Origin of the sequence: Mesorhizobium sp. M0968, from assembly GCF_040319065.1 — a bacterium.
Taxonomy (GTDB): Bacteria; Pseudomonadota; Alphaproteobacteria; order Rhizobiales; family Rhizobiaceae; genus Mesorhizobium.
The window spans coordinates 1-23632 of sequence record NZ_JAMYNL010000028.1; the positions used below are offsets into that span (position 1 = coordinate 1).

A 23632-nucleotide genomic window follows, 5' to 3' on the forward strand; every position below is an offset into this window, starting at 1 on the left:
CTTTCATGCCGTCAGGCAATGCGTCGACCAGCGAAACATACTGAACGTCAGCCAGATTGAAGCCGGCGGTTGCGATTTCGGTGGCGGATCCACCCGATGCATAGTGCAGAGTTGCCATCCATAATCCCTCATTTTGATTCGATAGCGCCCCGCGGATGTCTGCCTACTAGAGGGTGTATATTAGCGCCAAATCACATACCTGCAGGCTCTGATAGAATGGTTGATCGCCAATAGGAATGCTGCACGGAAGGAGTAACTTCCATGGACATAATAAATAAGTAACAAGAATATGATCCCATCAAAGTGCCGTGTTTTATCCAGCCCATCTGGTTAGATTGAAAGACAGGTAGTTTAATATCTAGAGCGTATCTTGCAGATCGCTGAAATAAACTTGTAAATTATGTTTCTATCTAACTGTTCACCCGCGCATTGAGAGATCAGGCAGACGTTCACCTAAGAGCCAGACCCCTCCACAGTCTCAATCCCGCAACCAATTAGTTGTGGATAATTCGTAGGTGTCCGCGCGTTCGTCGCGTGAAATCGGTCGGCAGATCAGGTCGCCGGCGTCGGAACGGTCCGAATCGGCTTATCCGCTGGTCGCAAGGAGGCAGGTTGCGCCAGGAGTTGTGGCTGAGGGGTCGACTATCATGCCTGGGAGCACAAGCGGGTCAAGCTGAGGCGCGAACCCGGACCGGGAGCTTAGGAATCCGACGCGCCCAGCGTAGAGCAGCCGTACAACGCTCGACTGTCGGAAGCGCTTTCTTCGGTTGCCTTATCAGTTGCAAGTCCGGCTTGGCCGAACCCCTAGTGTTCGAGGCGCAATTCATCACCGTACCCGTTCCTATGCACCACCAGATGCCGTCGAGGCGGTTCGCGATACCCGTAAGGCCGTGATCCCCATGCAGTTTGCCTCATTCAAACAGACGAGGACAGTATGCAAGCCTCCTCCTACCGTATCCTTTCACGCGCACAGAAGTAACGAAGCAAAACCATGAAAGCAGATGCGAAAGGCAGTTACTTCACGCGACCGGAACACGGCGCACGGACGGGAGCTTCGGGATGAATCCGCATCTCGTTTGTGTGGGAGGCGAAGATCACGCCCTGAGAATTCCGTTCCTAATGTCGCTGCGCGAAAGCGGCTTCCGGGTCACGGCAGTTTCAACCGGCGATGAGGCTGCGTTTTTGCGGCATGGCATTCCGCATCGCCGCTACGGTTTCGACCGATTTGCCAGCGGCACTGGCGAGTGGACCGCTGTAAGAGCGATTCGGAAATTGCTTGCGGAACTCCGGCCTGACATCGTCCAAAGCTTCGATACCAAGCCTAACCTGCTGACACCCATTTCGGTGCGCGGAACGGTCCCGGTCGTGCGCACGATCAACGGCCTGGGCTGGACATTCTCATCGTTGGAACCGCGGGCTCTGGCCTTACGTCCAATTTTTTGCGGACTACAATGGCTTGCCTCCTTCTGGACGGCAGCGACGGTATTTCAGAATCGGGACGATGAGGCTTTCTTCAAGCGCTTTCGATTGATTGAACCTGGCAGCGGAAGAGTGATCCGCAGTTCTGGCATCGATGTCGATGCGTTCGCTATGGCGAGGCATCTTGCTCCGCCGGCGGCGAAAATGCGCCAGGAACTCGGGCTCCAGTCAGCAGAGATCGTAATTTTTGTGGGCCGGCTAACCCGCCAGAAGGGCATCCCGACGCTGCTCCAAGCAGTCCCCCGCGTCCTTTCTAAAAGGCCTAATGCGCGTTTCGTGCTTGTCGGCCCTTGGGAGTCCGAAGGTCCATTTGCAGTCGACAAGTCGGAAATCGATAGACACGCTCCTCATATCATCGCGCTAGGCCCACGACGCGATGTTCCAGCCCTTCTTGGCATGGCCGACGTGTTCGCCTTCCCCACACAATATCGAGAAGGAATCCCGCGCGTCCTGCTTGAGGCAGGGCTGGCGGGATTGCCCATGGTCGCCTCAAAGATGCCCGGCTGCAATGAGGTGGTCGAGGATGGATGGAACGGCTACCTAGTCCAACCCTACGACGCCGATGGCCTTGCATCTCGAATAGTCGACATCCTGTCCGACCGCAGTCACGGAAAAATCATGGGCGGTCGTTCTGTCGAACTCGTCCGTGAGCAGTTCGCGCTGCCGCGGGTGGTCGCTCAGTATTGCGATCTGTACGAAAATATCCTTGGCGCCAAATCCCACGGTGGCCTCGCCCGACCGGCGTATCCGATCTTAATTAGAGACGATGCTGTCAGCGGTAGATTGGATGTGCGCCGATGATCCGGGACGCGATCCTGGCCTGCGGGCTCGCAACGACCTATGCGGAGCAACTCGACATTCCCGGGTCGCCCTTGGGGATTGGCGAACTGTTCCTCGTGCTTTGGATCATGCTGTCGATCGCGCGCGTCCTTGCCGGCGGTCGCCTGGAGACCAGGCCGGCGCTGACACTCCTTGCAAGTTACTGGACGATCATGGCGCTGGCTCTGGGGGTCGGCACCGTTGTCGGCTATCTGACCACAGTTCTATACCTGACGGGCCTGATGCACGATACGATGGCCTACCTGCTGTTGGTCAGCGTCACCTGCCTTGCCGCTGCAGAACCCGACGCCGACCGCCATCTCCGTCGTACTGGCTGGTGGGTCGTGGGTATCGCGAATATGGCCCTTGCCATTCAGCTGGGACAGGGCTGGGGCTGGATCCCCCGAGCTGGCGTCGATCCCTGGTACTGGGACCGCTTTCGCGGCTGGTCGCACAATCCAAATCAGCTCGCGCTCTACTGCGCAATCTTTGGCCCGCTAGCCTTGCATCTTGCGACCACCACCAGCAATCGATGGGGCAGGTTTCTTGGGATCGCCAGCTTGTTCCTAACCTTCTATGTCGGGAGGCTGACAAAGAGCGATACCTATTTGTATACCAGTATCCTGACCTGCCTGACGTTCCTCGGGCTGCGGATCAGGACATGGCTCAAGACCGGTGGCAACAGGGGCAGCTTTTCACGGCAAGCCGTCCTCCTGTTGCTCGTCGGTATCCTTCCGTTGGCGATCGCGATAACCCCCTACGCCGTGACGGAGGCGAGCGTCCTCGAAAACTTCGCCAAGGGCCTGACCAAGGACAAGGGCGGCGAGGCCACTGCCGAAACCGCCGCACTCCGCGTGCATCTCTGGGACGAAGCAATAGAGAAGGGCGCGGAATCCGGGTCGTTGGGCCTTGGTCCAGGTCCGCATCTCGAGCGCCCATCAGTGTTCGAATCGCAATTTCTGGAACGACCCTTCGAGGCTCACAACACGATCCTCGACCTGTACACTCAAGGTGGACTTATTGCGGTTCTGGCGCTGGTCTGGATCGTCAGCGCCGCCATCGTGTCGGTATGGCGTGCGAAGCTCGACGCGCTGTTAGCGCTCGTGGTGTCAATCGCTATTTTCGGAATGCCGCACCTGATCATCCGTCACCCGATCGTGTGGTTTGCGCTGACCATCTGCCTTGTCGCCGGTGCTCCGAAAGCAGTTTCTGCAATCTCCAACAATCCGGGTTAATGGCATGTGTGGTATTGCCGGAATTCTTCTTGCCCCCGATTCAGCCGACACGAAGCCGCTCAAGGCAATAGAGCAAATGACGGCCGCGCTTCGTCACCGCGGACCGGATGGCGAGGCATTCTGGATACATAGCGAAGCCGGGCTTGCCTTCGGTCACAGGCGTTTGGCCATTGTTGATCTGTCGGAGGCGGGCTGCCAGCCAATGCATTCCGAAAGCGGCAGATACGTCATTACGTTTAACGGCGAAATATACAATTTCCGCGATCTGCGCTGCGAACTGGAAAGTACAGGTCGTCATTTCAGGGGCACCAGCGATACCGAGGTCATGCTTGCCGCTATTGAGAATTGGGGCCTCGAAAAAGCACTCACACGCTTCGCCGGCATGTTCGCGCTAGGACTATGGGATCTGAAGACGAGGACGCTCCATCTCGCCCGCGACCGAATGGGCAAAAAGCCGCTTTATGTCGCCTCAACACGTGATGCGCTTGTTTTTGCCTCTGAGTTGAAGGCGATCACCCGTTTTCCAGGTTTTTGTCAGGAGCTCGATATCAATGCGGCCGCGGCGATGCTTTCGAACGGATGGGTACCGGATGACAGCTGCATCTGGCGAGGCGTGTTCAAATTACCGCCGGGTTCGGTCCTGTCGGTGACGGCAGCTGACTTCGCCGCGTCGCGAAGTGCCGCCTCGCTAGCGCATCGTATTCGATACTGGTGGTCGCTAGCCGAAACCGCCGCCAAAGGGCGGGCGGAGCAGGTCGTCGGCAGTGACGAAGAACTTACCACTGAACTGGATGGCCTGCTTCGACTTGCCGTTCGGGAGCGCATGATCGCTGACGTTCCGCTCGGGGCCTTCCTGTCGGGCGGAATAGACAGCTCGACGGTTGTAGCCCTGATGCAGGCTCAATCGGACAAGCCGGTGCGCACGTTCACGATCGCTTTCGGAGAGGGCGGGTTCGATGAGGCTCCCCACGCGGCGGAAGTCGCGCGGCATCTGGGCACCGACCATACCGAACTCCACCTTTCGGCTGCCGTAGCGCGCGAAGTCATTCCAGAATTGCCGCAGATCTGGGACGAGCCTTTCGCTGACGAATCGCAGATACCAACTCTGCTGGTGGCGCGGCTCGCCCGCCGGCACGTTACGGTGGCTCTGTCGGGTGACGGTGGCGACGAATGCTTCGCCGGCTACGCCCGCCACTTCATGGCTGCCCGCCTGCGACGACAGCATACTCTGCCGTCGGCACTGCGTCGGGCGCTCGCGGCAGGCACTGGGTTACTGGCCCGTGCAGCCCGTCACGATCTCGTCGGGAAGCTGCCGCTTTCGGAGGGTGCACGGCATGCGCTGCGGGGCGACCGGCTGGATCGCCTCGCTCAGCTACTCGCTGCAGCCGATGAGGACGAGTTGTTTCGGCGACTGACGAGATCGTCGACGGAGAACCTCAGCCTGCACCAGCCCCCCTCATCAATCCACGTCGAGCACCGGCTTGATGGGCTGCTGTCCCGTCTTTTGTATGACGATATGGACGGCTACCTGCCCGGCGATATATTGGTGAAGCTGGACCGCGCCAGCATGGCCAACAGCCTCGAGGGGCGGTGCCCGCTACTCGATCATCGGGTTGTCGAATTCGCCTGGCGCCTGCCGACGAATACCAAGGTTCGTAATGGCAAAGGTAAGTGGATCCTTCGTCAGTTGTTGCGCCGGTACGTTCCGCAGCGACTGATCGAGCGGCCAAAGCAAGGTTTCGATGTTCCTATAGCAGTCTGGCTGAGGGGCCCGCTGCTCAGTTGGGCAAACGATCTTGTCGCCGATATGCGCATCTCCGGAGACGGAATTTTCGACCTTGCGAAGGTGGATGCGTGCTGGCGCGGTCACGTCGATGGCAGGCACGACCATTCTCGCGAATTGTGGCCGGCTTTGATGTTCCAGGCCTGGCACAACGAGGCAAGGCGGCCATCGCCGCCAGCAACGGGTTCTCGCGTGCCCGAACTTACAGGAGATTAAGATGGAAGGGTCCATAGTTAGCCGCATCCACCTTCCGCACGTTACCGAAATGCACTTGCCTGCGCGCGAAATCACTCCGCGCATGAAACGGCCGTTGCGTGAGCAGATGGACACGCAAACCCCGCTCCATCAGCTCCTCGTTACCCTCTCAAGAAAAAAGTGGTTCCTCCTGGCCATGGTCGTCGCAGGCGGTGTCTTGGCCGCGCTTGGAGGGCTTGCACGGCCTGCCCTATACGAGGCCACCACGCAGGTAATCGTCGACGCACCTAGTAGAGCAGCCCCTGCCGGCGGCTTGATCTCTGCTCAGGATCAGCTGGATTCCAGCATTGACGACCATATCACCATGCTCTCATCGCAAAGCCACCTGCGAAGCGTAGTGGCAGCGCTGCGCAAAACGGATGCTGCCAATGGTGCTAAACAGGCTGGTGCTCGAACCGGAAACCATCCTCCGAAGCTTGTTGGCGTCGAGCCGCTGAATTTGCGCTCGGTTCCAGCCGATTTGCTGGCCAAAATTTGGCCGCGAAGCACGCCGGCGGAGCCAGATGCGGCTGAACTCAAGGTGCTGCGTGAAGGTATGAGGATCGGCCAGGAGCTGCGATCGAGAGTTATCAGTGTCGGCTTCACAGATCACGATCCGGCGCGAGCCGCTCTGATCGCCAACACGTTCGTCGAAGTGTATATTGGCGATCTGGCAAGGAAAAGCCAAGCGTCGGACAGGCTGGAACTCGACTCGATAGTCTCCGGGCTGCCGACTATACAAAGCAGTCTGGCAGAAGCGACCGATCGTCTGGAGAGATATCGGTTGAGCCATGGCGCGGTCGATCAAGGTGCGGCGGACAATGCTGCCAAGGAGACAGCCGAACTCACTCAGCAAATTTCCTTGTCGAAAGCGGACCTCTCCGCAACGGAATCTCGACTCCAACACATTCAGGACTTGCGAAAGGGGGGCGCGCCCGTTGCCTCGGTAGCCGAAGCCATCGAATCACCCTTGCTGGCCGATCTCTTGGCAGGCCAGGCCAACGGCACGGCAGATGAGAATGTCACAAATGCGATCGATCGTGAGATCGAACAAGAAATCGCCCGCGTCGCTGCTGAGGCAAACATCTATCGCTCCCAGATTGCGGCGCTGCAAAAGCGTAAGGATGTCCTAGATGCGGTTGTGGCCGATACAGCCGGCCGGCTTTCCGGACTGCGTGCTCTCGAGCCGCAGGTCAGCATCCTGACGCAGCGCTACAACGACCTTTTGACCCGGCAACAGGACTTGATGCGGCGTATTGCAAGTCCATCCCCCGGAGTCAGGCTTCTCTCAGCGGCGTGGCCCCCTACCAATCCAACGACTCTTTCGCCAATTTTTCTTATTCCGCCTGGCATGGTCGTGTTTGGCCTGATTGGAGGGATTTTCATACTTGTCCGCCAACGCTTCGATCGCACTTTGCGCGGAGAGGCCGAAGCTGAAGCAGCGCTCAAGGTTCCGTGCCTCGGGCTAATACCCCAGGCTCCCACAACGCACGCGAAGCGACTGCAGCAGCTGGTTTCAGGCCAGCAGGGGTGCAGATACAGCCGCGCCGTGACGTCCCTGCTTGTCGCCGCGGCGCCCCAACAGGCAAGGGATTACTCGAACATAATCTTGATAACATCCTGCGGTGAGGATGATGGCAAGACCGAGCTCGCATGGAGCATGGCCTTGGCGGCCACCAGACTTGGAGGGCGAGTACTCTTCATTGATCTGGACCGCACGGACCACCGCCTTACGGGCGAGTTTGTGAAGGAATTCAGCGCACGTAAGCCGCACAATTTTTTCGGAGACTATGTGAGTGACCGTTGTGCACTGCACGATGCGATAGCAGGAATGTCGGCGATCGGGATCGACTTCATGGCGCTCGCACCGTCGGAGGATCTGCTGCCCTTGCTGTCCAGTGTCGACGGCTCCCCTTTCAAAGATGAACTGCACTCGATCTATCGGGTCGTCATCATAAATGGACCGCTGGGGCTTGAGGGACCAGAGGCCAGGCTCCTGACAGGCTGGGGTGACGTAGTTCTTTTCGCCGTTCGCTGGGCGAAAACGCGACGCAGCATCGCGCGAGGCGTTTTGGACCTGCTTGCGGGCGATGCACCAGCTTCGGTCCCCGTCGCAAGCGTTCTCACGAAGGTTAATCTCAGGAAGCACGCTGGTTACCGGTTCGGGGACAGCGCTGACCTCTTGCTGGAGAGGACATGACGAGCGCGGCTCTTGTTGTTGCGCACTTCCCGCTTGGTTGAAAATCACCGCGCTAGGCGCTGCGCCGATCGGCTGCTGGGCGCGGGCCATCCGGCAGTAGCTGGGGTTGTCGCGGAGAGATCCATCCGGAGCGTGGGTCCGAAGTGTCACAACGGAACCTACGGCCAGGAGCCGCCGGACGGGCATTCATGAATTCCGGACCCCATCTGAGGCAACGCGCCTGACGCCGTCCTTCGTCTGCTTGGCGTTCACCGCGCGCCTAGTGGTGTCGAAATCACCCTTCACGCGGACCCGCTCATCGCTGCTTGGCTTGGCGATGAATCCGTAGCGCAGGTGACGAGACTTTGTCGATCTTTGCCCAGAGTGCGCTCCCCCCCATCGTCGATGCATTCCTGACCGCGTATGCCCATGCCGGCAACCGCGATGGTGAAATCGCAAGGGCAGTCAAACCTTGCGCAATCCGTTGCGCTTTGCTTCGCGGCAGGGCGCGCACGAACTCACTCACGCTACCTGGTTTCTCTCCCTTTCGGAAAAAGCTGTGGACGATGTCTTGTTTCAGGAATTTGGCGAGATTGAACGGCTCCCGCTCGCACTTGCTCAATTGCAAGCCGTGCCGCTGACATATGGCATCGAAGGCTTCTTTCGTCCATCGGCCGATGTGGTTTGGTGGCATGTCTATGAGCGAGCCATGGGACTCCATGTAGTAAGTTCTGTTTTCATTTGGCACGGCGATAAAGGCAGATCCTTGCGCCTTCAGAAGATATTTCAATCGAGCAAAAACGTCGTCCACTTGGTCCATATGCTCGAAGACTTGAAACATGAAAATAAAGTCGAAGGACTCTTTCATAGAATCGAAGCTGTTCATCCGAAAATCGCCTGAATAGGTCTTAAAGCCTTTCGACGCCAGTACAGACCTCGCCGTTTCGTTGTAGTCGACCGCAGAGATGTCGGAAACATGGAAGAATTTATTCTTGATGCGATCGAGAAAATATCCGAACCCAGACCCCACTTCGAGGGCAGTTTTTCCGCCAGTCTTCAGGCCCGCGAGCTCTTCGATAGTCCTTGAATATTCCCATTTCATGGTCGGATAGGAAGGGTACGCCCAGGCTAAGTTATAAAATTCAACGCCGCCAGCGACGAAGGGATCTGCAAAACCGAATCCGCAATCTGCGCATTTGCGGATATCGCATGTGTTGCTGCCCCAGAGATCCGACAGGTGGCTTGTTAATTTTCGAGAGCGATCGGGGTCCTGACGCGGATTGATGAAATGTCGAGAGGCCTCATCTGCTGTCACTTCGAACAATTTCGCGGTTGATACACTGGCACACGCCGGACAAATGGTCATCTCGCTTACCCCTAAAGGCCAGACCGAAGGAAAGCCGCCTTCGACGGTATATGATGCGCCCCAGCCCGCCCGCCGTCGCGCTCGACGATGCCGCCATGCTCAGAAGCTAAATCGTCTCAGGCTACGCAATCGACCCAGTCTCGGGCGGATCGCGAACACGTAAGTAAGAATGTGCTGGCTCGCTATTTTCATAACTGACGGGCGAAGAATTTGCATCGCATCTCGGATCGTCGCCCGCCAGGGTTGCTGGTGGAATCTGCTGGGAAGACGAGCAACCCGCAGCGCCCGTAACAGAGTCTCAGGGCAGGGAAGATGTTTACGATCCTCGATGAGGTTCCAGTTAAGCTCTTTGACGGCAAGCGTTACCTGATCGACCTCATCGAAACTCTTGGTTGTAGTGATGCTCGGGTGGTTCGTCGCGTCGTAGAAGATCAAGCCATCGTTTATCGCGACCATGTCTCCGTGGCAGGCCAGATCGACAAAGAACAGCTGGTCGACTCCAGCTGGGATTGAATTATGGGCGCGCATCAGGCAACCCGCGTGAATGACGTCGCGGTTGATCAAAAGCGTCGATGGGATGATCCCAAGGCTCCGCGTCGTGCGGACCAGATAGAGGTCCGTCAGGCATTGCTGGCTTGAGTAGACGGAAATTCGTTGCCGCCCCTGCGGTGGCAATCGGAATTTCATCCGATCGTCCTCAATTATATTGGCTGCACAGGTCATGAATGCAGCTGAGGGATGCTTGGTGGAAACCTCGGCAAAGGTCTTGAGTGCGCCCGGGGCGAGCCAGTCATCGTCATGGAGCAGCTTGATCCATTTTCCGGCGCAAGCGAGCATGGCATTGTTGGTATTCTCTACCTGACCGCGGCCCCGGCAGTTTTCGACAATTCGGATGCGAGGCTCGGTCCGCGCATACTCGGCCACGATTGCCCAGGTCGGTCCGTCCCGGCCCTCGTCGTCGCTGACGACCAACTCCCAACTGGAAAAATTCTGACTCAGAATGCTATCCATTGCCCGACGGATCGTGTCCGGTCGGCGAAAGGTTGGGATTGCAACTGAAATGAAAGGGCGCAGTCGCGAAGCATCAGCGCGATGATGTTGGTCAACCACAGCGGTCGTTTGGAGCTGATCAAGCTGCGATTGTTTCATGGTGCTTTTCCCTCGAGATGATGACCTTGTTTTGGTATGGCAGCTCCCGCTGGTTTAATGGCATGGCTCAAAATATACAGAGAGGCCGCCGTTTTCAGTGCAAACCCGACGCCGCCGCCGGCCGCCATCAGATAAATGACCTTGAGTGGTTCCCAACCTGCCTCAGCACCGGCAAGAAGCGGACCAAACACCAGCGCCGTCCGCGCGCCGTCGACGAGAAGCCGTAGCTCCTGCCGGCGCAGGAGAGCTGGGACATCTTGAAGCGGCGTCGCCAACGCCTGCGCAGCCCCCATGAACGCCAGCGCGGTCATAATGTCTGCGGCGGGAACCCAGGGCGGGCCCAGCAGGGGGACGACAATATATGGCGCAGCCAGGCCAAGCGCCAATATTGGCAATGCAGTGAGGCAGGCTGAAAGCATCAAGAGGCCGCGTGCGGTGCCGAGCAGATGTCTGCGATCACTGTTTTTGTTCGCCTCGGAGACAAAAACATTGCTGAGCGGGGTGGCGATCAGTGTGACCGGCGCAGTCACCAGCCGCGCTGCCACGCCCAGGTAACCCGCAAAAGCGGCGCCAAACAGCGAACCAACAAGTATTGCGGGAAGATTGATAATGGCGAAACTCGCGAGAGCTGAGGGAATGTCAAATAACGGAAACTTGTATTCTCGCCTGGCGACGGCAAAGACGGTACGCCACGGCGCTCGGGCGACGCCGTGTAAGTCCTTCCAGCTCAGAATCCGAGAGCCGAGGAGTCCGATAAAAATGAATTGGCTCAGGATATGGGCATGTACCATCGACTCACCTCCGAAATGGGCGAGCCCAAAAATCAATTGCAGCAGGGCCATGGTCGCCGGCAAGATCAGGCGGCCGAGGGCGAAGTCTCGTAGCAGGCCTGCGCGCAGGCTCCAGCAGTTCATGGCTTCGACGAGACCTGCGCCCGCCATCCCAAGTGGAACGAGCCAGGCGAGGTGGCCGACCCGCGCTGGAGCGATGCTCGCCCACAGCAGTCCTGCCGCAAAGGCGAGGACACTCGTCACCGACACAGCCAGGAGAATGAGCTTAACAGTCACATACGCCCGCGCATTGTCCTTGACACCATAGAGAGAGGCCTCGAAACGCAGTGCTGCGATCGCGCCGAGGATGTTTACGATCGAAAGATAAATCGTGAAGATCCCGAAATCTGCCGGGGAATAGAGCCGGGCCAAAACGGGAATAGCGGCGACGAGAGTCAACTGACCGGCAATCGCCATGGCCGAAACGCCTCCTGCCGCGCGCAGAATCCTGCCGATCGGGCTTGGAGGAACACGGGTGATTATTTTCTCGACCGTAGGAACCGTCCTGGATCTCAGAAAGTAGCTTTGGGACATGAGCTCGCGATTCCGAGGAGGCAAAATGCGGTTGACCGGAGCTTACGATGGGGCCTGAACGTCACCATCATCCATCTGAATGACATCGTTCGGCGGAGCGGCGATGTAGCGAATTCTTTGTGCTCCGGGCGGGGCACAACTGCAGCTCTGAAATTGAGACCGCTCGTTGGACTTGCCCGCGATGAACTGATTTCTGCGGGATCGCGCGGGCATCGATGCTCGGGAATGTCGTCGTCACGTTATGCGGTACCAACTGGATCTTTTGACCAGACCAGCAGCCGCGACAAGGATGGCCGACGCGTGGATTCGTCGCTCCGACAAGGCGCGGATTACACGGTGGGCTTACACATGCATTAACGTTTGTTGCTGTGTGCTGGCTGCGATGTTCGTTCCATGAAAGTCCCGGTACCATTCGACAAAGCGTTGCACTCCGTCCTCGAGCGTTGTCGCCGGGGCGAAGCCGACAGCGTTACGAAGATCACTCACGTCGGCGCGAGTCTCCAGAACGTCGCCCGGTGGTAGAGGCACTTCCACGCGAATCGCCCGGCAGCCAAGGGCGGTCTCGATGAGCGAAATCAGCCGGTTAATCTCCTCCGGTCGGTCGTTGCCAATATTATAGACGCGGTACGGTGCAGAACTTGTGGCGGGATCTGCGGTAAGAAAATCCCAACCCGGGTCGGGTCGCGGCGGTGCAGCGAGTGCTCGAACCACCCCCTCAGCGACGTCGTCGATATAGGTGAAGTCTCGCCACACGCGGCCGGCATTGGCTACTTCGATTGGTTTCCCCTCGATAATCAAACGCGTGAACATGTAGACTGCCATGTCGGGCCTGCCCCAGGGGCCATAAACGGTGAAGAAGCGCAGTCCGGTCACGGGCAAGCAGAATAAATGACTGTATGAATGCGCCATGAATTCGTTTGAACGCTTGGTTGCGGCGTACAGACTGACAGGATGGTCTGCGCCGTGATGCTCAGAAAACGGTGTGCTTCGATTTGAGCCGTAGACGGAGCTCGACGAAGCGTAGACGAGATGACTAACGCCGAAGTGCCGGCAGCCCTCAAGGACGTTGAGAAACGCCACTATGTTCGATTGCACATAGCAATGCGGGTCAGCAAGTGAATGACGCACGCCGGCCTGAGCCGCGAGATGGACAAAGTGTGAGGGGCGAAATTCTGAAAACAGCAACTGAACGCGGGCGGCATCCGCCAGATCAATTCGCATCGAAGTGAAGCCCGGCTCGGCACAGAGACGTGCAAACCGCGCTTCCTTGAGTCGTGGATCGTAGTAGGGGGTGAAATTGTCGACGCCGACGACTTCGACACCCAGACGCAAAAGCCGCAAGGCGACGTGAAAACCAATGAAGCCTGCAGCACCGGTGACGACGATCGGTCCTATCGGGGCGAGTTCCTTCACGGCGCGGTCTGACCGGGATCGGGCGGTTTCCATATTTTCCGCAGAAAGAACGGAACCACCGTTTAAATCATGATCCAATTTTTTGCCCCTTCGACGTCACTCGACAGTGTCGAATTGCCTATTCCGAGATCCCGGCCAATTGTGCCGGGATGTTATGTGCCGGGGCGTCGGCGTCGGCACAGGTGAGCAGGCGCCGGCCATGCGCTGCGCAACGTGACCTGCCAAGCTAGGTTGGAACGGCCTCCAGCACCGGTCGACCAAGCCCCGTCGCATGTGGATGCCGCCACTAGACCCCAACAACTGCGCGGCCCTTACGGCAGGACCGAAATACGCCCAAGAAGGGCCACCAGTTCCGCCTGGCGTTTTGTTTCGGTCTTGGCGAACAGCGAGGCAAGCTGGGAACGGATCGTGGTGCGGCTGAGACGCCAGCTGCGAGCGATCTCCAAAGGTGCGTCGCCCTGGGCCAAGCGCAAGGCGAGGTGCGTTTCTGCGCTCGTCAAGCCAAACATTCTTTGCAGCGTCCGAGGATTTGGCCCCGACCTGTTGTCGCGATCCAGCAGCGCCACAATGCTCGTTCCGTCGGGAGCGATAACGCCGTTCTCGTTCAGTATCACCGGTCGGTCGCCCCTGCTGCGGATCACCACCCAAGACAACGAGCCCGGCAGGAATTGGCCCGGAACATTCGCGATCAGCCGCCTTAGGGCGGCCGTAAGTCCGCTCGCCGTGTCGGCCGCTTCGCCCTGGCGCTCAAGCGTGGTTTGGGCGGCTGCGTTCCACTCGACTACTTTTCTTTCGCGATTCAGCACGAGATAGCCACAGCCAATGCGATCAAGCACGCCGGTTATGGATTCCAGACTGCGGCCTTTTGGTTCGCCGAACCTTGCGTCCAATGGATCCGATGCGCGATCGGGAAGGTGACCAGAAGAGGGCCGCGTATTCCGCGCTTCAAAATCATACTTGGTCCTCGTAACAATATACCGACCGTTCGAAGAAGCATCGACCTGTCTATCGATCAGATTCATTTTCTACCCCTAACCCAAAGTTTCACACGCCCGAAATAAGTATTCGGGATTCATGTAGTCTTCTATGTGTAGCTGGATTATAGTCTTCTATGCGCTGACGGATAATACGTTCATCATCACCTTGAAAACTTAATATGATCCGACAGTTCTAAGGCAGCTCTTAGGCCCCGCTGCGTCCGATAAAATGCGCGCTATGATAGCGGTATGGCAATCCGGCAGTGGTACTAAGCTGTACGTTTTTTGCTCTAGTCTCGACGGGCTAGTCAGAAGGTTGTAGTCTGTGTCCATGAGCTCGCAGTCGCGCAGGTCGAATTCGAACCCGTCGGGCAGATTGCTAACTCATATTGCGTCTGCATCGGTGTTAGCTGCCACACTGATATTTGAAATAAAATCGTCAGCCTATATTGGGCAAGGCGCCAGTTTTCTGGAATTTATTCCGGCTATTATTATTATCGCTTATCTCGAAGACCGCGTACCTGCGCTCGCTGCGACCATTCTGATGGTTGCTGTCGGGCTGTGGGCACGAGGACACGATCAGATTTCAAGTGGAGACTGGGCACGCGCAATCCTGCTTCTGGTTTCGGGTGGCGTGATTGCCATGACCTTCCATCGTCTGCGGCAGGACTTGCGTGAGTTGCTGGAAGTCGCGGAGGCCAGGCTCGCTGCCGTCGAGGCGACCGAAAGCCGCTATCGTTGGGCCTTCGAACGTGCTGCCATGGGATTCGCGAACACCAACAAGAAAGGTGAGTTGCTGCAGTCCAACAGACGCCTTTGTGAGATGACCGGGTACAGGGAGGAGGAGCTTGCCCAATTACAGCTTGATACGCTCGCCCATCCGAACGACCGGGATACCTTGGCGCAATTGCTGGCGAGGCTGGGCAATGACATTTCTTCGTTCGTTTCGGAGGTGCGTCTGTCACGAAAGGACGGTACGGCATTCTGGGCTAGGCTAACGCTTTCTTCGTCCGTGCCCGAGGGTGGCCTCTCGGAGAGCATCTTCGTGGTGGTCGACGATATTTCGGAACGACGCGCTGTTCACGAAGCGCTTCGGGCCCAGAAGGAATGGCTGGACCTCGCTCTGTCTGCTGGACGCTTGGCCACGTGGCGCATAGACCTTAAAGACGGGATAGTCACGGGCTCGGACACGTTCTGGGACATTCTCGGCCTGGCCCAGGCCAATAGCCGCAGTTTGGAGGAGCTGTCAGCTGTCGTTCATCCGGCGGACTGGCCGAAGCTGGCGGCATCGAGAAAGGCCGCACCATCGGTCACGAATTACGATGTCGAGATACGCGTCCGCCGACCGGACGGACATATCCGCTGGATTGCGCTGCGCGGAAGGGAGGAAAGACATGATGATGGTGGACAGCGGCTTGGAGTGGCCGCCGACCTGAGCGAGAGACGACAAACCACGCTGCTGCGCGCCGCGGCAAAGAAGCGGGAGCGCATCATGCTCGAACAGCGTCACAGATTCGGCAACGTTTTCGCGGTGATCACGGCGCTCGTGAAAATGGTCGATGCTCCTGGAAACAATGTTGCCAAATACAAGGAAATGCTGATCGACCGGATACGCGCGCTTGAGGCAACCCATCTGCTTCTTTCACGCAACGGCAGCGTATCGGGGACGCTAAACGATCTCGTTGCTCAAGAATTGCAACCATATATGGGAACACGCGCCATATCGGTCGGCGGTCCTTCCGTGACGATGTCGGGAGGCGCCGCCGAGAGTTTTGCGATGATCGTTCACGAGCTTGCCACCAATTCCATGAAGTATGGAGCGCTTGGCGATCCAAAAGGCCGGATCGACGTAAGCTGGACGTTCGCACCTGAAGACACAGGCAGCGAGATCGCGTTCGAGTGGGTGGAATCGGGGCGGCGGCGGACCTCGAGCGTAGTCCGTCATGGCTTCGGTTCCATGATAATCGGAGTGGATGGAGCGCCGCTTGTCGGTCACTCTCCCAGGCTGGAAATATCGGACCAAGGGTTACGGTATTCGCTGCGGCTGTCACGCAAGGAAATCGGATTGTAGTGCAGTGCTCCAATCGGAAAGCAGATATCTAAAGGCGGGTCGCGCTGAGCGGCCTTTGAGATGCGCAGGGTTCCTTCCAAGAATGTCGTCGGCCCAAAGCTGCGCCGCGGCTTTGGGATATGCAGTAAAATGCATGAGGAGTCTTGCGACGCCGTTTGCACGTCCAAAAGGACGCGCGGTGCTCTAGCTGGCATGTCTCGAAAGCCAAGTCTTCAGCATAACGGCAGCCTCGGTCCGATTGCGTACCCCCAATTCACGCAGAACCGCAGCAGCGTGGATTTTCGTGGTCGCCTCCGCGATTTCCAGATCGCGCGCAATTTCCTTGTTTGAATAGCCTTCCGCCATCAGCTTGAGGACTTCCTTTTGCCTCGAAGTCAGCCTGCCAAGGTTGACGCCAGCGGTACGCCTCTGTGGGCCTTTGTCGTCGGAATGGGTATGCGCGTGGGTTGTTTGCGTCGCTCCCGGGCGTGACAGAAGTGCAGGAACATAGATGCGGCCGGAGAGGATTTCATTGACGGCCAAAACAACCTCTTCGTCCGTCTGCGATTTTACGATGTAGCCGTGAAGCCCGATCGACAGAGCTGTGAGTATTTCCGAGCGTGAATCGTTTCCGGAAACGATCGCAAATCGCGTGTCCGGATAGGCAGACAGGATCCCGCCGAGCACTTCTTGATTGAACAGGCCCGGCATATTCAGATCCAGGATCGCAAGATCCACGAACGACTGCTCTGCCAGCAAACTGAGCACCGCGTCGAAACAGGACGCTTCAAAGATCTCCACACCTGGAATGCCTGCGGTCAGTGCCAATCGCAAGCCGCGACGATACAAGCCGTGATCGTCGGCGATGACGATTCGATACATTGAACTACCCCAACGCCTATCTGAATGGATTGAACGGCAATGGCCTGAAAATCGTGGCCATCCACTCGTCGATTCATCCAGCCGACGCTGCGGCACCCCCAACACCGCAAACGCCAGATTTCTAATATAATCTTAAATGACGGGAAACGCTCCTCTTTTTTTGCCCCTTGAGAGCGAAACCCGCCGAACGTCGTCGAACATACGTTCTGACCTTTTGGACAGCTGACAGACCGGCCGGTCGTTCAGCAGTGCTATAGGCCTAAAGATATAGAACAGCAAAACGGCTGAATTGTTACCATTCGAATGCACGACGACATCCACCCTGACGGCCACATACCATCCAGATGCAATGTCCGGATCAGGGGACAGTGGAGTAATCTCACCGGTCTTCTACGGGAAATCTCACCGGTTCTTCTGAGGGGACAAGAACGCGTTTCCCGGGTGCTGACCAGGGCAGGATAGCCGGCCCGTGACGATGGCGTTCAGGCCGAATGAACAAGGGAGGACCAGGATGAAAGCGGTTATTCAATGTGGAGGAATGGGAACACGCCTCCGCCCCTTCACTTCGGTCTTGCCGAAGCCGCTCATGCCGATCGGCGCACGGCCGGTTCTCGAGATGCTTCTGAAATGGTTGCGACGCAACGGCATTCAGGAAGTTTATATTACAACCGGGTATCTCGGCCACTTGATCCGCACCGTGTGTGGAGATGGCTCGCAGTGGAACCTGAAAATTCGATATACGCAGGAGATGGAGCCGCTTGGCACCATCGGGCCACTGTCTTTGATCAGGGATGAACTGACGGAGCCATTCATCGTTCTCAATGGCGATGTCCTTACGGATCTAAGCCTCAGTCGATTTGTAGCAGCGCACCGTAAGCACACCGATCCAGTGACAATCGCAACAGCCTGTCGCCTGATCAAGATGGATTTCGGCGTCATCGACGAAGTCGACAATACCGTGCAGGTCTTTCGCGAGAAGCCGACGCTTTCGCATCTGGTCAGCATGGGAATTTACTGCATGAACCCGGATGTTCTGCAGTTTATCCCATCCGGCATACCCTTTGGGTTCGACGACCTGATGCTGCAGATGATGCAGAATGGCACAACCGTGCACGTGTACAAGCATGAGGGTCTCTGGCTCGATATCGGGCGCGTCGACGATTTTCAGAACGCACAGACCATTTCCTGGGAAGACCAGTCGGCCTCGATCGAGGTCACTGCGACGGCTGCATGATGATGATGAAGTCACGAGCCCGGTTCCCACAGTTATCAGTCTAGGAGGTTGTGATGCTCTTGGTCAGTGCCCCGATCTTGGGTGTGCCGGAGAAGACTGCTTTGACCAGGGTCATCGACAGCGGCTGGCTGACCATGGGGGAGCAGGTACGAGCCTTCGAACAAGCTTTTGCCGACGTTCATGATGCGGAGGATTGCGTCGCGGTCAGTTCTTGCACCGCAGCGCTTCATCTCATTTTGCACGCACTTGGCATCGGACCGGGCGACGAGGTGCTGGTGCCATCCTTGACGTTCGTGGCGACCGCAAATGCGGTCCTCTATGTCGGTGCGACGCCGGTTTTCGTCGACATCGAGTCAGCCGACGTGCCGCTGATGTCGATCGTGGAAGCCGAAGCGAAATGCACGGCCCGCACCAAGGCAATCATTCTCGTTCATTTCGCCGGCTACCTCGCCGATCGGGAACAATGGCAGAGGTTCGCCCGTGCCCGGGGGCTACACATCGTCGAGGACGCCGCGCATGCGCCGGGCTTGAAGGAGGTGGGGACATTTGGTGCCGCGGCCGCCTTCAGCTTCTACGGCAACAAGAACATGACCACGGCGGAAGGCGGGGCTGTGATCGCCAGGGATGCCGGTCTGCTCGAGACAATCCGCCAGGCGCGTGGACATGGGATGACCACCGGGACACGTCAAAGGCTGAACAGCCGCACCCCTCAGTATGATGTCACCATGCTCGGATTCAACTATCGCATGGATGAATTGCGGGCTGCGATCGGACTGGTCCAGCTGCAAAATCTGCAGGAGTGGAATGAGATCAGGCGTATCCTGGTCATGCTGTATCGTCGTCTCATAGCGAAGCATTGCCCAGCCGTGACCATCCCGTTCCACGAGCCGCGGACGTCGGCCTACCACATCATGCCTATCCTTTTGCCACGTTACGCCGACAGGCAAGACGTCATCGACGCACTGCGCGGGCAAGGGATACAAACCACTATCCACTACCCGCCGGTGCACCAGATGACGCTCTATCGTGAGCTCATTCCCGGTACTCACTTACCGCGCACTGAAGATTTCGCCCAGCGCGAACTGACTGTACCGCTGCATCCGCAGATCACCGCACCTTTGGTCGAAACGGTGGTGGTCGCTCTTGCCGCGGCGGTCAATAACTGCGCTCAGACAGGAACAGCCGCATGAATGCCCTGGACCTAGCCATTCACAGGCCTAACGGCTCGAGCGCCGCCCATGGGTCTGCGAGACGAGCAATCGATCTCGTCATTGCTGCAGCCGCGGCGATCGTCTTCGCCCCGCTGATGCTGCTGATTGCCGTGGCGCTGCTGCTGGAAGGCGGTCGGCCCATCTTCTTCACACAGACCCGCGTCGGGGCCGGTGCTCGCCCATTCCGCATGTACAAGTTTCGCAAGTTCAGCGTGCAATGTGACCCCGGTGGCTTGGCTCTGACCATGGCCGATGACAGCCGCATGACGCCGATAGGACGGTTCCTCGCGGTCACCAAGTTCGACGAACTGCCACAGCTTTGGAACGTCTTCAGAGGCGAGATGGCAATCATCGGGCCACGCCCGGAGAGCCTTGCCTTCGCCGATTGTTTTCGCGGGGGCTTCGAAGACATTTTACAATACAAGCCAGGCTTGCTGGGTCCAGCCCAGGTTCTCTTCCGGCATGAAGCCCGTTTCTATCCGCGATCGATGGACCCGCTACTGTTCTATCGCCAGGTTCTGTTTCCTGCCAAAGCCAGGCTCGACCTTTCCTATTATCCGCAGCGCACGATCGGGTCCGATGTTGGGTGGATGGTGCGCGGCTTGCTGGCGGTGCTTGGGGTGGTTTCGCCGTCGCCGATCGGAACTTGAGAGCAGGTGGAACACCCGCACTCTCGTGGATTTGCAAAGTCAGTGCCTCACGTCATAGGGGGAACGCTTGGGTCATGGCATACAAGGGCAGGAAAGTTCTGGTTACCGGTGCCGACGGATTCATCGGGTCGCATCTCACCGAAGCACTCGTCCGTAGCGGCGCGGACGTCACTGCGCTGGCTCTCTACAATTCCTTCGACAGCCACGGCTGGCTGGACGATTTGCCGGACACCATTCGAAGCCAGTTGAACCTCATCCGCGGCGATGTTCGTGACAGCGCCTTCCTTAACCGGATCGTGCGTGGCCAGGCGGTCGTGTTTCATCTCGCCGCACTGATAGCTATCCCATATTCGTACGCCGCGGCCCAGTCCTATGTAGAAACGAACATCCTGGGCACGGTCAACGTCCTCGAAGCGGCGCGCCAATGGGATACGGAGCGTGTGGTGCACACCTCGACAAGCGAGGTTTATGGCACCGCGCTGACAATGCCTATCAGCGAATCGCACCCGTTGCAGGGACAGTCACCATATTCGGCATCCAAGATCGGCGCGGACATGATGGCGGAGTCCTACGCCAGATCGTTCGACATCCCTGTGGTTATCATGCGGCCCTTCAATACGTACGGCCCGCGCCAGAGTGAGCGGGCCATAGTACCGACCATTATACGCCAGGCTCTCGACAAGAAATGCCCGGCGATCATGGTGGGAGACACAAGCCCGATCCGCGATCTTACTTTCGTGGAAGACACCGCGGCGGCGTTTTTGACCGCAGGTTCCGCCGAGCTCGAATTTGGCCATGCCTACAATGCCGGAAGCCAGCGCGCCGTGACGATCTCGGACATATTGGATCTGGTGATCGAGTTGAGTGGCTGCAAGAAACCAATCCACCGGGACGAGCGCCGCCTGCGGCCGCAGAATTCCGAGGTGCGTGCCTTGCTGGCCGATTCTTCGCTCCTCGAAAGCAAGACTGGATGGCGTGCCCAGACCAGCCTGCGCGAAGGCCTGGAGCGGACCATCGGATGGTGGCAAGGGCGCCTCAGCGAAGGCCGGGTGCGACACGAAATGGGCTACATGACATGAGCTTTCGCCCGGGAGGATTGGCTCCGCTGTTGATTGCGGCTGCCTTGTCGTTGGATTTGACCGTGGCAGGCAGTCGGCAAAGCAGCGCGTCGAGACAATTTGTTGCGCCAGTGACGATGGACTTGCCCGATTATCTCCAACCCGCGACCGACCCAGCCTTCGGGACAATTTTCATGCGCATTACCAAGCCTGGGGCCCTTGGGAATGGAGTCGTATGCGAGAAAAAATTCTGCAGCCACCGTTATTCCAGCGCCCAGGCCTGGAATTCGGACCAGACTCTCCTCGTCATCACCAACGGCTGCAATGGCATGTGCTTTTTCGACGGGCAGACCTATGTCCCGCTCTTCCGTCGTGCTCGATCGGCTGAATGCGAATGGCATCCGCAAAATGCCGATCTGATGATCTGCGTTCAGGACCGGAAAATTTCGACCTGGGCGCCGCGGACCAATCGCGAAGACGTCCTGTTCGTTTCGCCGAATTATCGTGATCTTCAGTTCGGGCCGTCCAAAGGCAATCCCAGCCGTGACGGCGATCGCATAGCAGTGCGCGCAATCCGTGGGGATGGCGCGATGGTTGTATTTGCCTATGATCTCAAGCAGCGCCGGAAATTTCCGGACATCGATCTTGCTCAGCTTGCCGGAACCGTCAGCGCCTGCTCGATCTCCCCGCTCGGAGCGAACATCCTGTGCTTTCAGAATGTGAACGAGGACACAGAGCAGCGGGCTATTTTCTCCGTCGACGGGACGTTGCGGCAGAGGTGGACTGACCATCATCGCCCCGGCCATGGCGATATGACGGTGGATAAAGACGGCAGCGAAGTTTTCGTGGGCATCAGCAAGTCCGACCCTGACAAATATCACGTCATCAAAAGGAGGCTGGCCGACGGAAAGGTCACCTCACTTATGAAGTTTGGCGAAGCCGAGCATGCATCCCTGCGGGCATTGGACAGGCGCGGTTGGGTGTTCGTAAGCTATGGCGGCAAGCCGGAAGAGATATCTGCCAATCCCGACTGGGCGCCATATGCGCGAGAGGTGATCGCGCTTCGCCTCGACGGCAGCGGGGAGGTTCGACGCGTCACGCAAACTCACAACGTCCCGTCCGATTACTGGAGCGAGACCCATGCCTCGCCATCCCCCGACGGCTCACAGGTAATCTGGTCGAGCAACTGGGGCGTGCCTGGCGGGCCGGTCTACGAATTCGTCACCCGTCTCGATTGGCCGGAAGAGCCGCGGTCGAACCAGAAGGAGATTGCCGCCAATGGTCCTCGTTGATCGAATGCTTCTTGTCGTGTTCGGTATGCTGGCTGCCATGAATACGGCTGCTGCAGCGGAACCGCGGGTCGCCTATCGACTTTCTGCCGGCGACACCGTCGAGATTGGAATTGCCTCCATCCCGGAGCGAACGCAACGTGCGGTGGTCCAGATGGACGGCACGATCGCGCTTCCCGAAGTCGGGATGGTTTCGGTGGGGGGCTTAACTCCGGCTGAACTGCAAACGCGCATGCAGACGATCTTGCCGACCAAGATATTCCACCAGCGTCTGCCTGATGGGCGGGAGCAAATGATCGTCATCAAGCCGACAGACGTGACCGCCGTGGTTGCGGAGTACAGGCCGATCTATGTGACCGGCGACGTGCTCACTCCCGGACAGCAGGCCTACCGCCCGCTGATGACCGTGCGGCAGGCGATTGCCGTGTCAGGCGGTTTCAGCCTTTTGCGGTCCCGGGCAAACCAGGTTGGCCCGGATCCGGTGGATCTGCGGCGCGATTACGAGTCGCTTTGGGGGGAATATACGAGAGATTATTTTCATAGCACCCGCATCCGCGCCGAACTTCAGGACAAACCGACTTTCGACATGCAGCCACCACAAGGATCTCCCTTGCCGGCAAGTTTTGCGTCGGCGATCGCGCAGGCTGAAGCGGAAGGGCTGAAGCTCTCGTTGGACAACTTCCGGCAAGAGCAGGGCTTTCTCGAAAAAAGTGGCAAGGATGCTGCTGCACAAACCGAGACCCTGCTCAAGCGCGAGCAGGCCGAAGCGGATGGAGTGAAGGCGGACGAAGACGAGCTGGCGCGCGTAAGGAAAGCGTTTGAGTCCGGAAATCTAACCAATACCCGGCTTGCCGATGTCCGGCGCGCTTTGGTTCTTTCTTCCAGCCGGGCACTCGAAACGTCGGTTGAGCTTATGAGAGCACGACGTCAGCAGGACGATTTTACCAGACAGCACGAACGCAATGTCAACCAAAGAAGAATGGGTCTGCTGACTGAGTTGAAGGATACCAACGTGCGTCTTGCCGACGTTGGCGCAAGACTTCGCGCCGCCAGCCAGAAGTTGCAGCCCACGGGAGCGGCCGCTCTGCCATTGCCGGTTGCCGGCGAAACGATCCAGGCCGAGGTCACGATCATTCGCAAGGTCGGCGAAGAATGGCGAAAACAGCTTGCCCAAGAAGACACCGAGGTCATGCCGGGAGACACGATCGAGGTCAGATTCAGCAGCGCTCTCGAAAATGCAGCGACCCGATAGATCGGCTG

17 protein-coding genes are annotated in these 23632 nt (G+C 58.1%); 11 read left to right on the forward strand and 6 right to left on the reverse strand.

All coding sequences use genetic code 11. From position 1 onward, the window contains the following. Positions 1 to 1059: 1059 nt before the first annotated feature. Genes NKH67_RS28810 through NKH67_RS28825 form a run of 4 tightly spaced genes read left to right on the forward strand, consistent with a single transcriptional unit; the run spans position 1060 to position 7750 of the window. A complete protein-coding gene (locus NKH67_RS28810; RefSeq protein WP_352501390.1) occupies positions 1060 to 2280 on the forward strand; it encodes a glycosyltransferase in 1221 nt (406 codons plus the stop codon). Then, on the forward strand, positions 2277 to 3533 hold the full coding sequence (locus NKH67_RS28815) for an O-antigen ligase family protein (protein WP_352472460.1): 1257 nt from the start codon (positions 2277 to 2279) through the stop codon (positions 3531 to 3533). The genes NKH67_RS28810 and NKH67_RS28815 overlap by 4 nt, the downstream gene beginning before the upstream one ends. Before the next feature lie 4 nt (positions 3534 to 3537). Then, on the forward strand, positions 3538 to 5532 hold the full coding sequence (gene asnB / locus NKH67_RS28820; RefSeq protein ID WP_352501443.1) for an asparagine synthase (glutamine-hydrolyzing): 1995 nt from the start codon (positions 3538 to 3540) through the stop codon (positions 5530 to 5532). 1 nt (position 5533) lies between these two features. Then, on the forward strand, positions 5534 to 7750 hold the full coding sequence (locus NKH67_RS28825) for a GumC family protein (protein ID WP_352501388.1): 2217 nt from the start codon (positions 5534 to 5536) through the stop codon (positions 7748 to 7750). A gap of 295 nt (positions 7751 to 8045) precedes the next feature. Here NKH67_RS28825 and NKH67_RS28830 read toward each other — a convergent pair whose 3' ends face one another. The 5 genes from NKH67_RS28830 to NKH67_RS28850 form a co-directional block, all read right to left on the reverse strand. Further along, a complete protein-coding gene (locus NKH67_RS28830) occupies positions 8046 to 9095 on the reverse strand; it encodes a class I SAM-dependent methyltransferase (protein ID WP_352501387.1) in 1050 nt (349 codons plus the stop codon). A gap of 99 nt (positions 9096 to 9194) precedes the next feature. Further along, complete coding sequence (locus tag NKH67_RS28835) at positions 9195 to 10244, reverse strand: glycosyltransferase family 2 protein (protein WP_352472464.1); 1050 nt, start codon at positions 10242 to 10244, stop codon at positions 9195 to 9197. Continuing rightward, positions 10241 to 11491, reverse strand: a complete 1251-nt coding sequence (locus tag NKH67_RS28840) for an oligosaccharide flippase family protein (RefSeq protein WP_352472465.1) — start codon at positions 11489 to 11491, stop codon at positions 10241 to 10243. The genes NKH67_RS28835 and NKH67_RS28840 overlap by 4 nt, the downstream gene beginning before the upstream one ends. Positions 11492 to 11950: 459 nt before the next feature. Further along, complete coding sequence (locus NKH67_RS28845) at positions 11951 to 13054, reverse strand: NAD-dependent epimerase (protein WP_352501442.1); 1104 nt, start codon at positions 13052 to 13054, stop codon at positions 11951 to 11953. Positions 13055 to 13332: 278 nt separating this feature from the next. Next, positions 13333 to 14043, reverse strand: coding sequence for a helix-turn-helix transcriptional regulator (locus NKH67_RS28850; protein ID WP_352501386.1), 711 nt, complete (start codon positions 14041 to 14043; stop codon positions 13333 to 13335). A 286-nt stretch (positions 14044 to 14329) separates the two neighbouring features. On the opposite strand from NKH67_RS28850, the gene NKH67_RS28855 reads away from it, so the two are divergent. Continuing rightward, positions 14330 to 16069 (forward strand): PAS domain S-box protein, encoded by a 1740-nt coding sequence (locus NKH67_RS28855; protein WP_352501385.1) that lies wholly within the window; start codon positions 14330 to 14332, stop codon positions 16067 to 16069. Positions 16070 to 16252: 183 nt separating this feature from the next. Here NKH67_RS28855 and NKH67_RS28860 read toward each other — a convergent pair whose 3' ends face one another. Beyond that, entirely contained in the window at positions 16253 to 16930 is a 678-nt protein-coding gene (locus NKH67_RS28860) for a LuxR C-terminal-related transcriptional regulator (RefSeq protein WP_023675618.1), read from the reverse strand. 511 nt (positions 16931 to 17441) lie between these two features. Between NKH67_RS28860 and NKH67_RS28865 the strand changes: the two genes are divergently transcribed. The 6 genes from NKH67_RS28865 (at position 17442) to NKH67_RS28890 (ending at position 23624) form a co-directional block, all read left to right on the forward strand. Beyond that, positions 17442 to 18164 (forward strand): nucleotidyltransferase family protein, encoded by a 723-nt coding sequence (locus tag NKH67_RS28865; protein ID WP_023675619.1) that lies wholly within the window; start codon positions 17442 to 17444, stop codon positions 18162 to 18164. 53 nt (positions 18165 to 18217) lie between these two features. Further along, positions 18218 to 19354 carry a DegT/DnrJ/EryC1/StrS family aminotransferase gene (locus tag NKH67_RS28870; RefSeq protein ID WP_352472522.1) on the forward strand — a complete coding sequence of 379 codons (1137 nt, stop codon included), beginning with the start codon at positions 18218 to 18220 and terminating at the stop codon, positions 19352 to 19354. Then, on the forward strand, positions 19351 to 20025 hold the full coding sequence (locus NKH67_RS28875) for a sugar transferase (protein WP_352501384.1): 675 nt from the start codon (positions 19351 to 19353) through the stop codon (positions 20023 to 20025). The genes NKH67_RS28870 and NKH67_RS28875 overlap by 4 nt, the downstream gene beginning before the upstream one ends. A gap of 74 nt (positions 20026 to 20099) precedes the next feature. After that, positions 20100 to 21104 (forward strand): SDR family NAD(P)-dependent oxidoreductase, encoded by a 1005-nt coding sequence (locus NKH67_RS28880; protein ID WP_352472469.1) that lies wholly within the window; start codon positions 20100 to 20102, stop codon positions 21102 to 21104. Further along, positions 21101 to 22375, forward strand: a complete 1275-nt coding sequence (locus NKH67_RS28885) for a hypothetical protein (protein WP_352501383.1) — start codon at positions 21101 to 21103, stop codon at positions 22373 to 22375. The genes NKH67_RS28880 and NKH67_RS28885 overlap by 4 nt, the downstream gene beginning before the upstream one ends. Next, positions 22362 to 23624, forward strand: coding sequence for a polysaccharide biosynthesis/export family protein (locus NKH67_RS28890; RefSeq protein ID WP_352501382.1), 1263 nt, complete (start codon positions 22362 to 22364; stop codon positions 23622 to 23624). Before NKH67_RS28885 ends, NKH67_RS28890 begins: the two co-directional genes overlap by 14 nt. Positions 23625 to 23632 lie beyond the last annotated feature (8 nt).

Excerpts from the sequence above, each read along its gene's own strand:
- NKH67_RS28850 (WP_352501386.1), bottom strand. The coding sequence starts at position 14,043 with ATGAATCTGATCGATAGACAGGTCGATGCTTCTTCGAACGGTCGGTAT.
- NKH67_RS28860 (WP_023675618.1), bottom strand. The coding sequence starts at position 16,930 with ATGTATCGAATCGTCATCGCCGACGATCACGGCTTGTATCGTCGCGGC.
- NKH67_RS28880 (WP_352472469.1), top strand. The coding sequence starts at position 20,100 with ATGGCATACAAGGGCAGGAAAGTTCTGGTTACCGGTGCCGACGGATTC.
- NKH67_RS28810 (WP_352501390.1), top strand. The coding sequence starts at position 1,060 with ATGAATCCGCATCTCGTTTGTGTGGGAGGCGAAGATCACGCCCTGAGA.
- NKH67_RS28890 (WP_352501382.1), top strand. The coding sequence starts at position 22,362 with ATGGTCCTCGTTGATCGAATGCTTCTTGTCGTGTTCGGTATGCTGGCT.
- NKH67_RS28855 (WP_352501385.1), top strand. The coding sequence starts at position 14,330 with ATGAGCTCGCAGTCGCGCAGGTCGAATTCGAACCCGTCGGGCAGATTG.
- NKH67_RS28830 (WP_352501387.1), bottom strand. The coding sequence starts at position 9,095 with ATGACCATTTGTCCGGCGTGTGCCAGTGTATCAACCGCGAAATTGTTC.
- NKH67_RS28845 (WP_352501442.1), bottom strand. The coding sequence starts at position 13,054 with ATGGAAACCGCCCGATCCCGGTCAGACCGCGCCGTGAAGGAACTCGCC.
- NKH67_RS28835 (WP_352472464.1), bottom strand. The coding sequence starts at position 10,244 with ATGAAACAATCGCAGCTTGATCAGCTCCAAACGACCGCTGTGGTTGAC.
- asnB (WP_352501443.1), top strand. The coding sequence starts at position 3,538 with ATGTGTGGTATTGCCGGAATTCTTCTTGCCCCCGATTCAGCCGACACG.
- NKH67_RS28885 (WP_352501383.1), top strand. The coding sequence starts at position 21,101 with ATGAGCTTTCGCCCGGGAGGATTGGCTCCGCTGTTGATTGCGGCTGCC.
- NKH67_RS28875 (WP_352501384.1), top strand. The coding sequence starts at position 19,351 with ATGAATGCCCTGGACCTAGCCATTCACAGGCCTAACGGCTCGAGCGCC.
- NKH67_RS28825 (WP_352501388.1), top strand. The coding sequence starts at position 5,534 with ATGGAAGGGTCCATAGTTAGCCGCATCCACCTTCCGCACGTTACCGAA.
- NKH67_RS28870 (WP_352472522.1), top strand. The coding sequence starts at position 18,218 with ATGCTCTTGGTCAGTGCCCCGATCTTGGGTGTGCCGGAGAAGACTGCT.
- NKH67_RS28865 (WP_023675619.1), top strand. The coding sequence starts at position 17,442 with ATGAAAGCGGTTATTCAATGTGGAGGAATGGGAACACGCCTCCGCCCC.
- NKH67_RS28840 (WP_352472465.1), bottom strand. The coding sequence starts at position 11,491 with ATGGCGATTGCCGGTCAGTTGACTCTCGTCGCCGCTATTCCCGTTTTG.
- NKH67_RS28815 (WP_352472460.1), top strand. The coding sequence starts at position 2,277 with ATGATCCGGGACGCGATCCTGGCCTGCGGGCTCGCAACGACCTATGCG.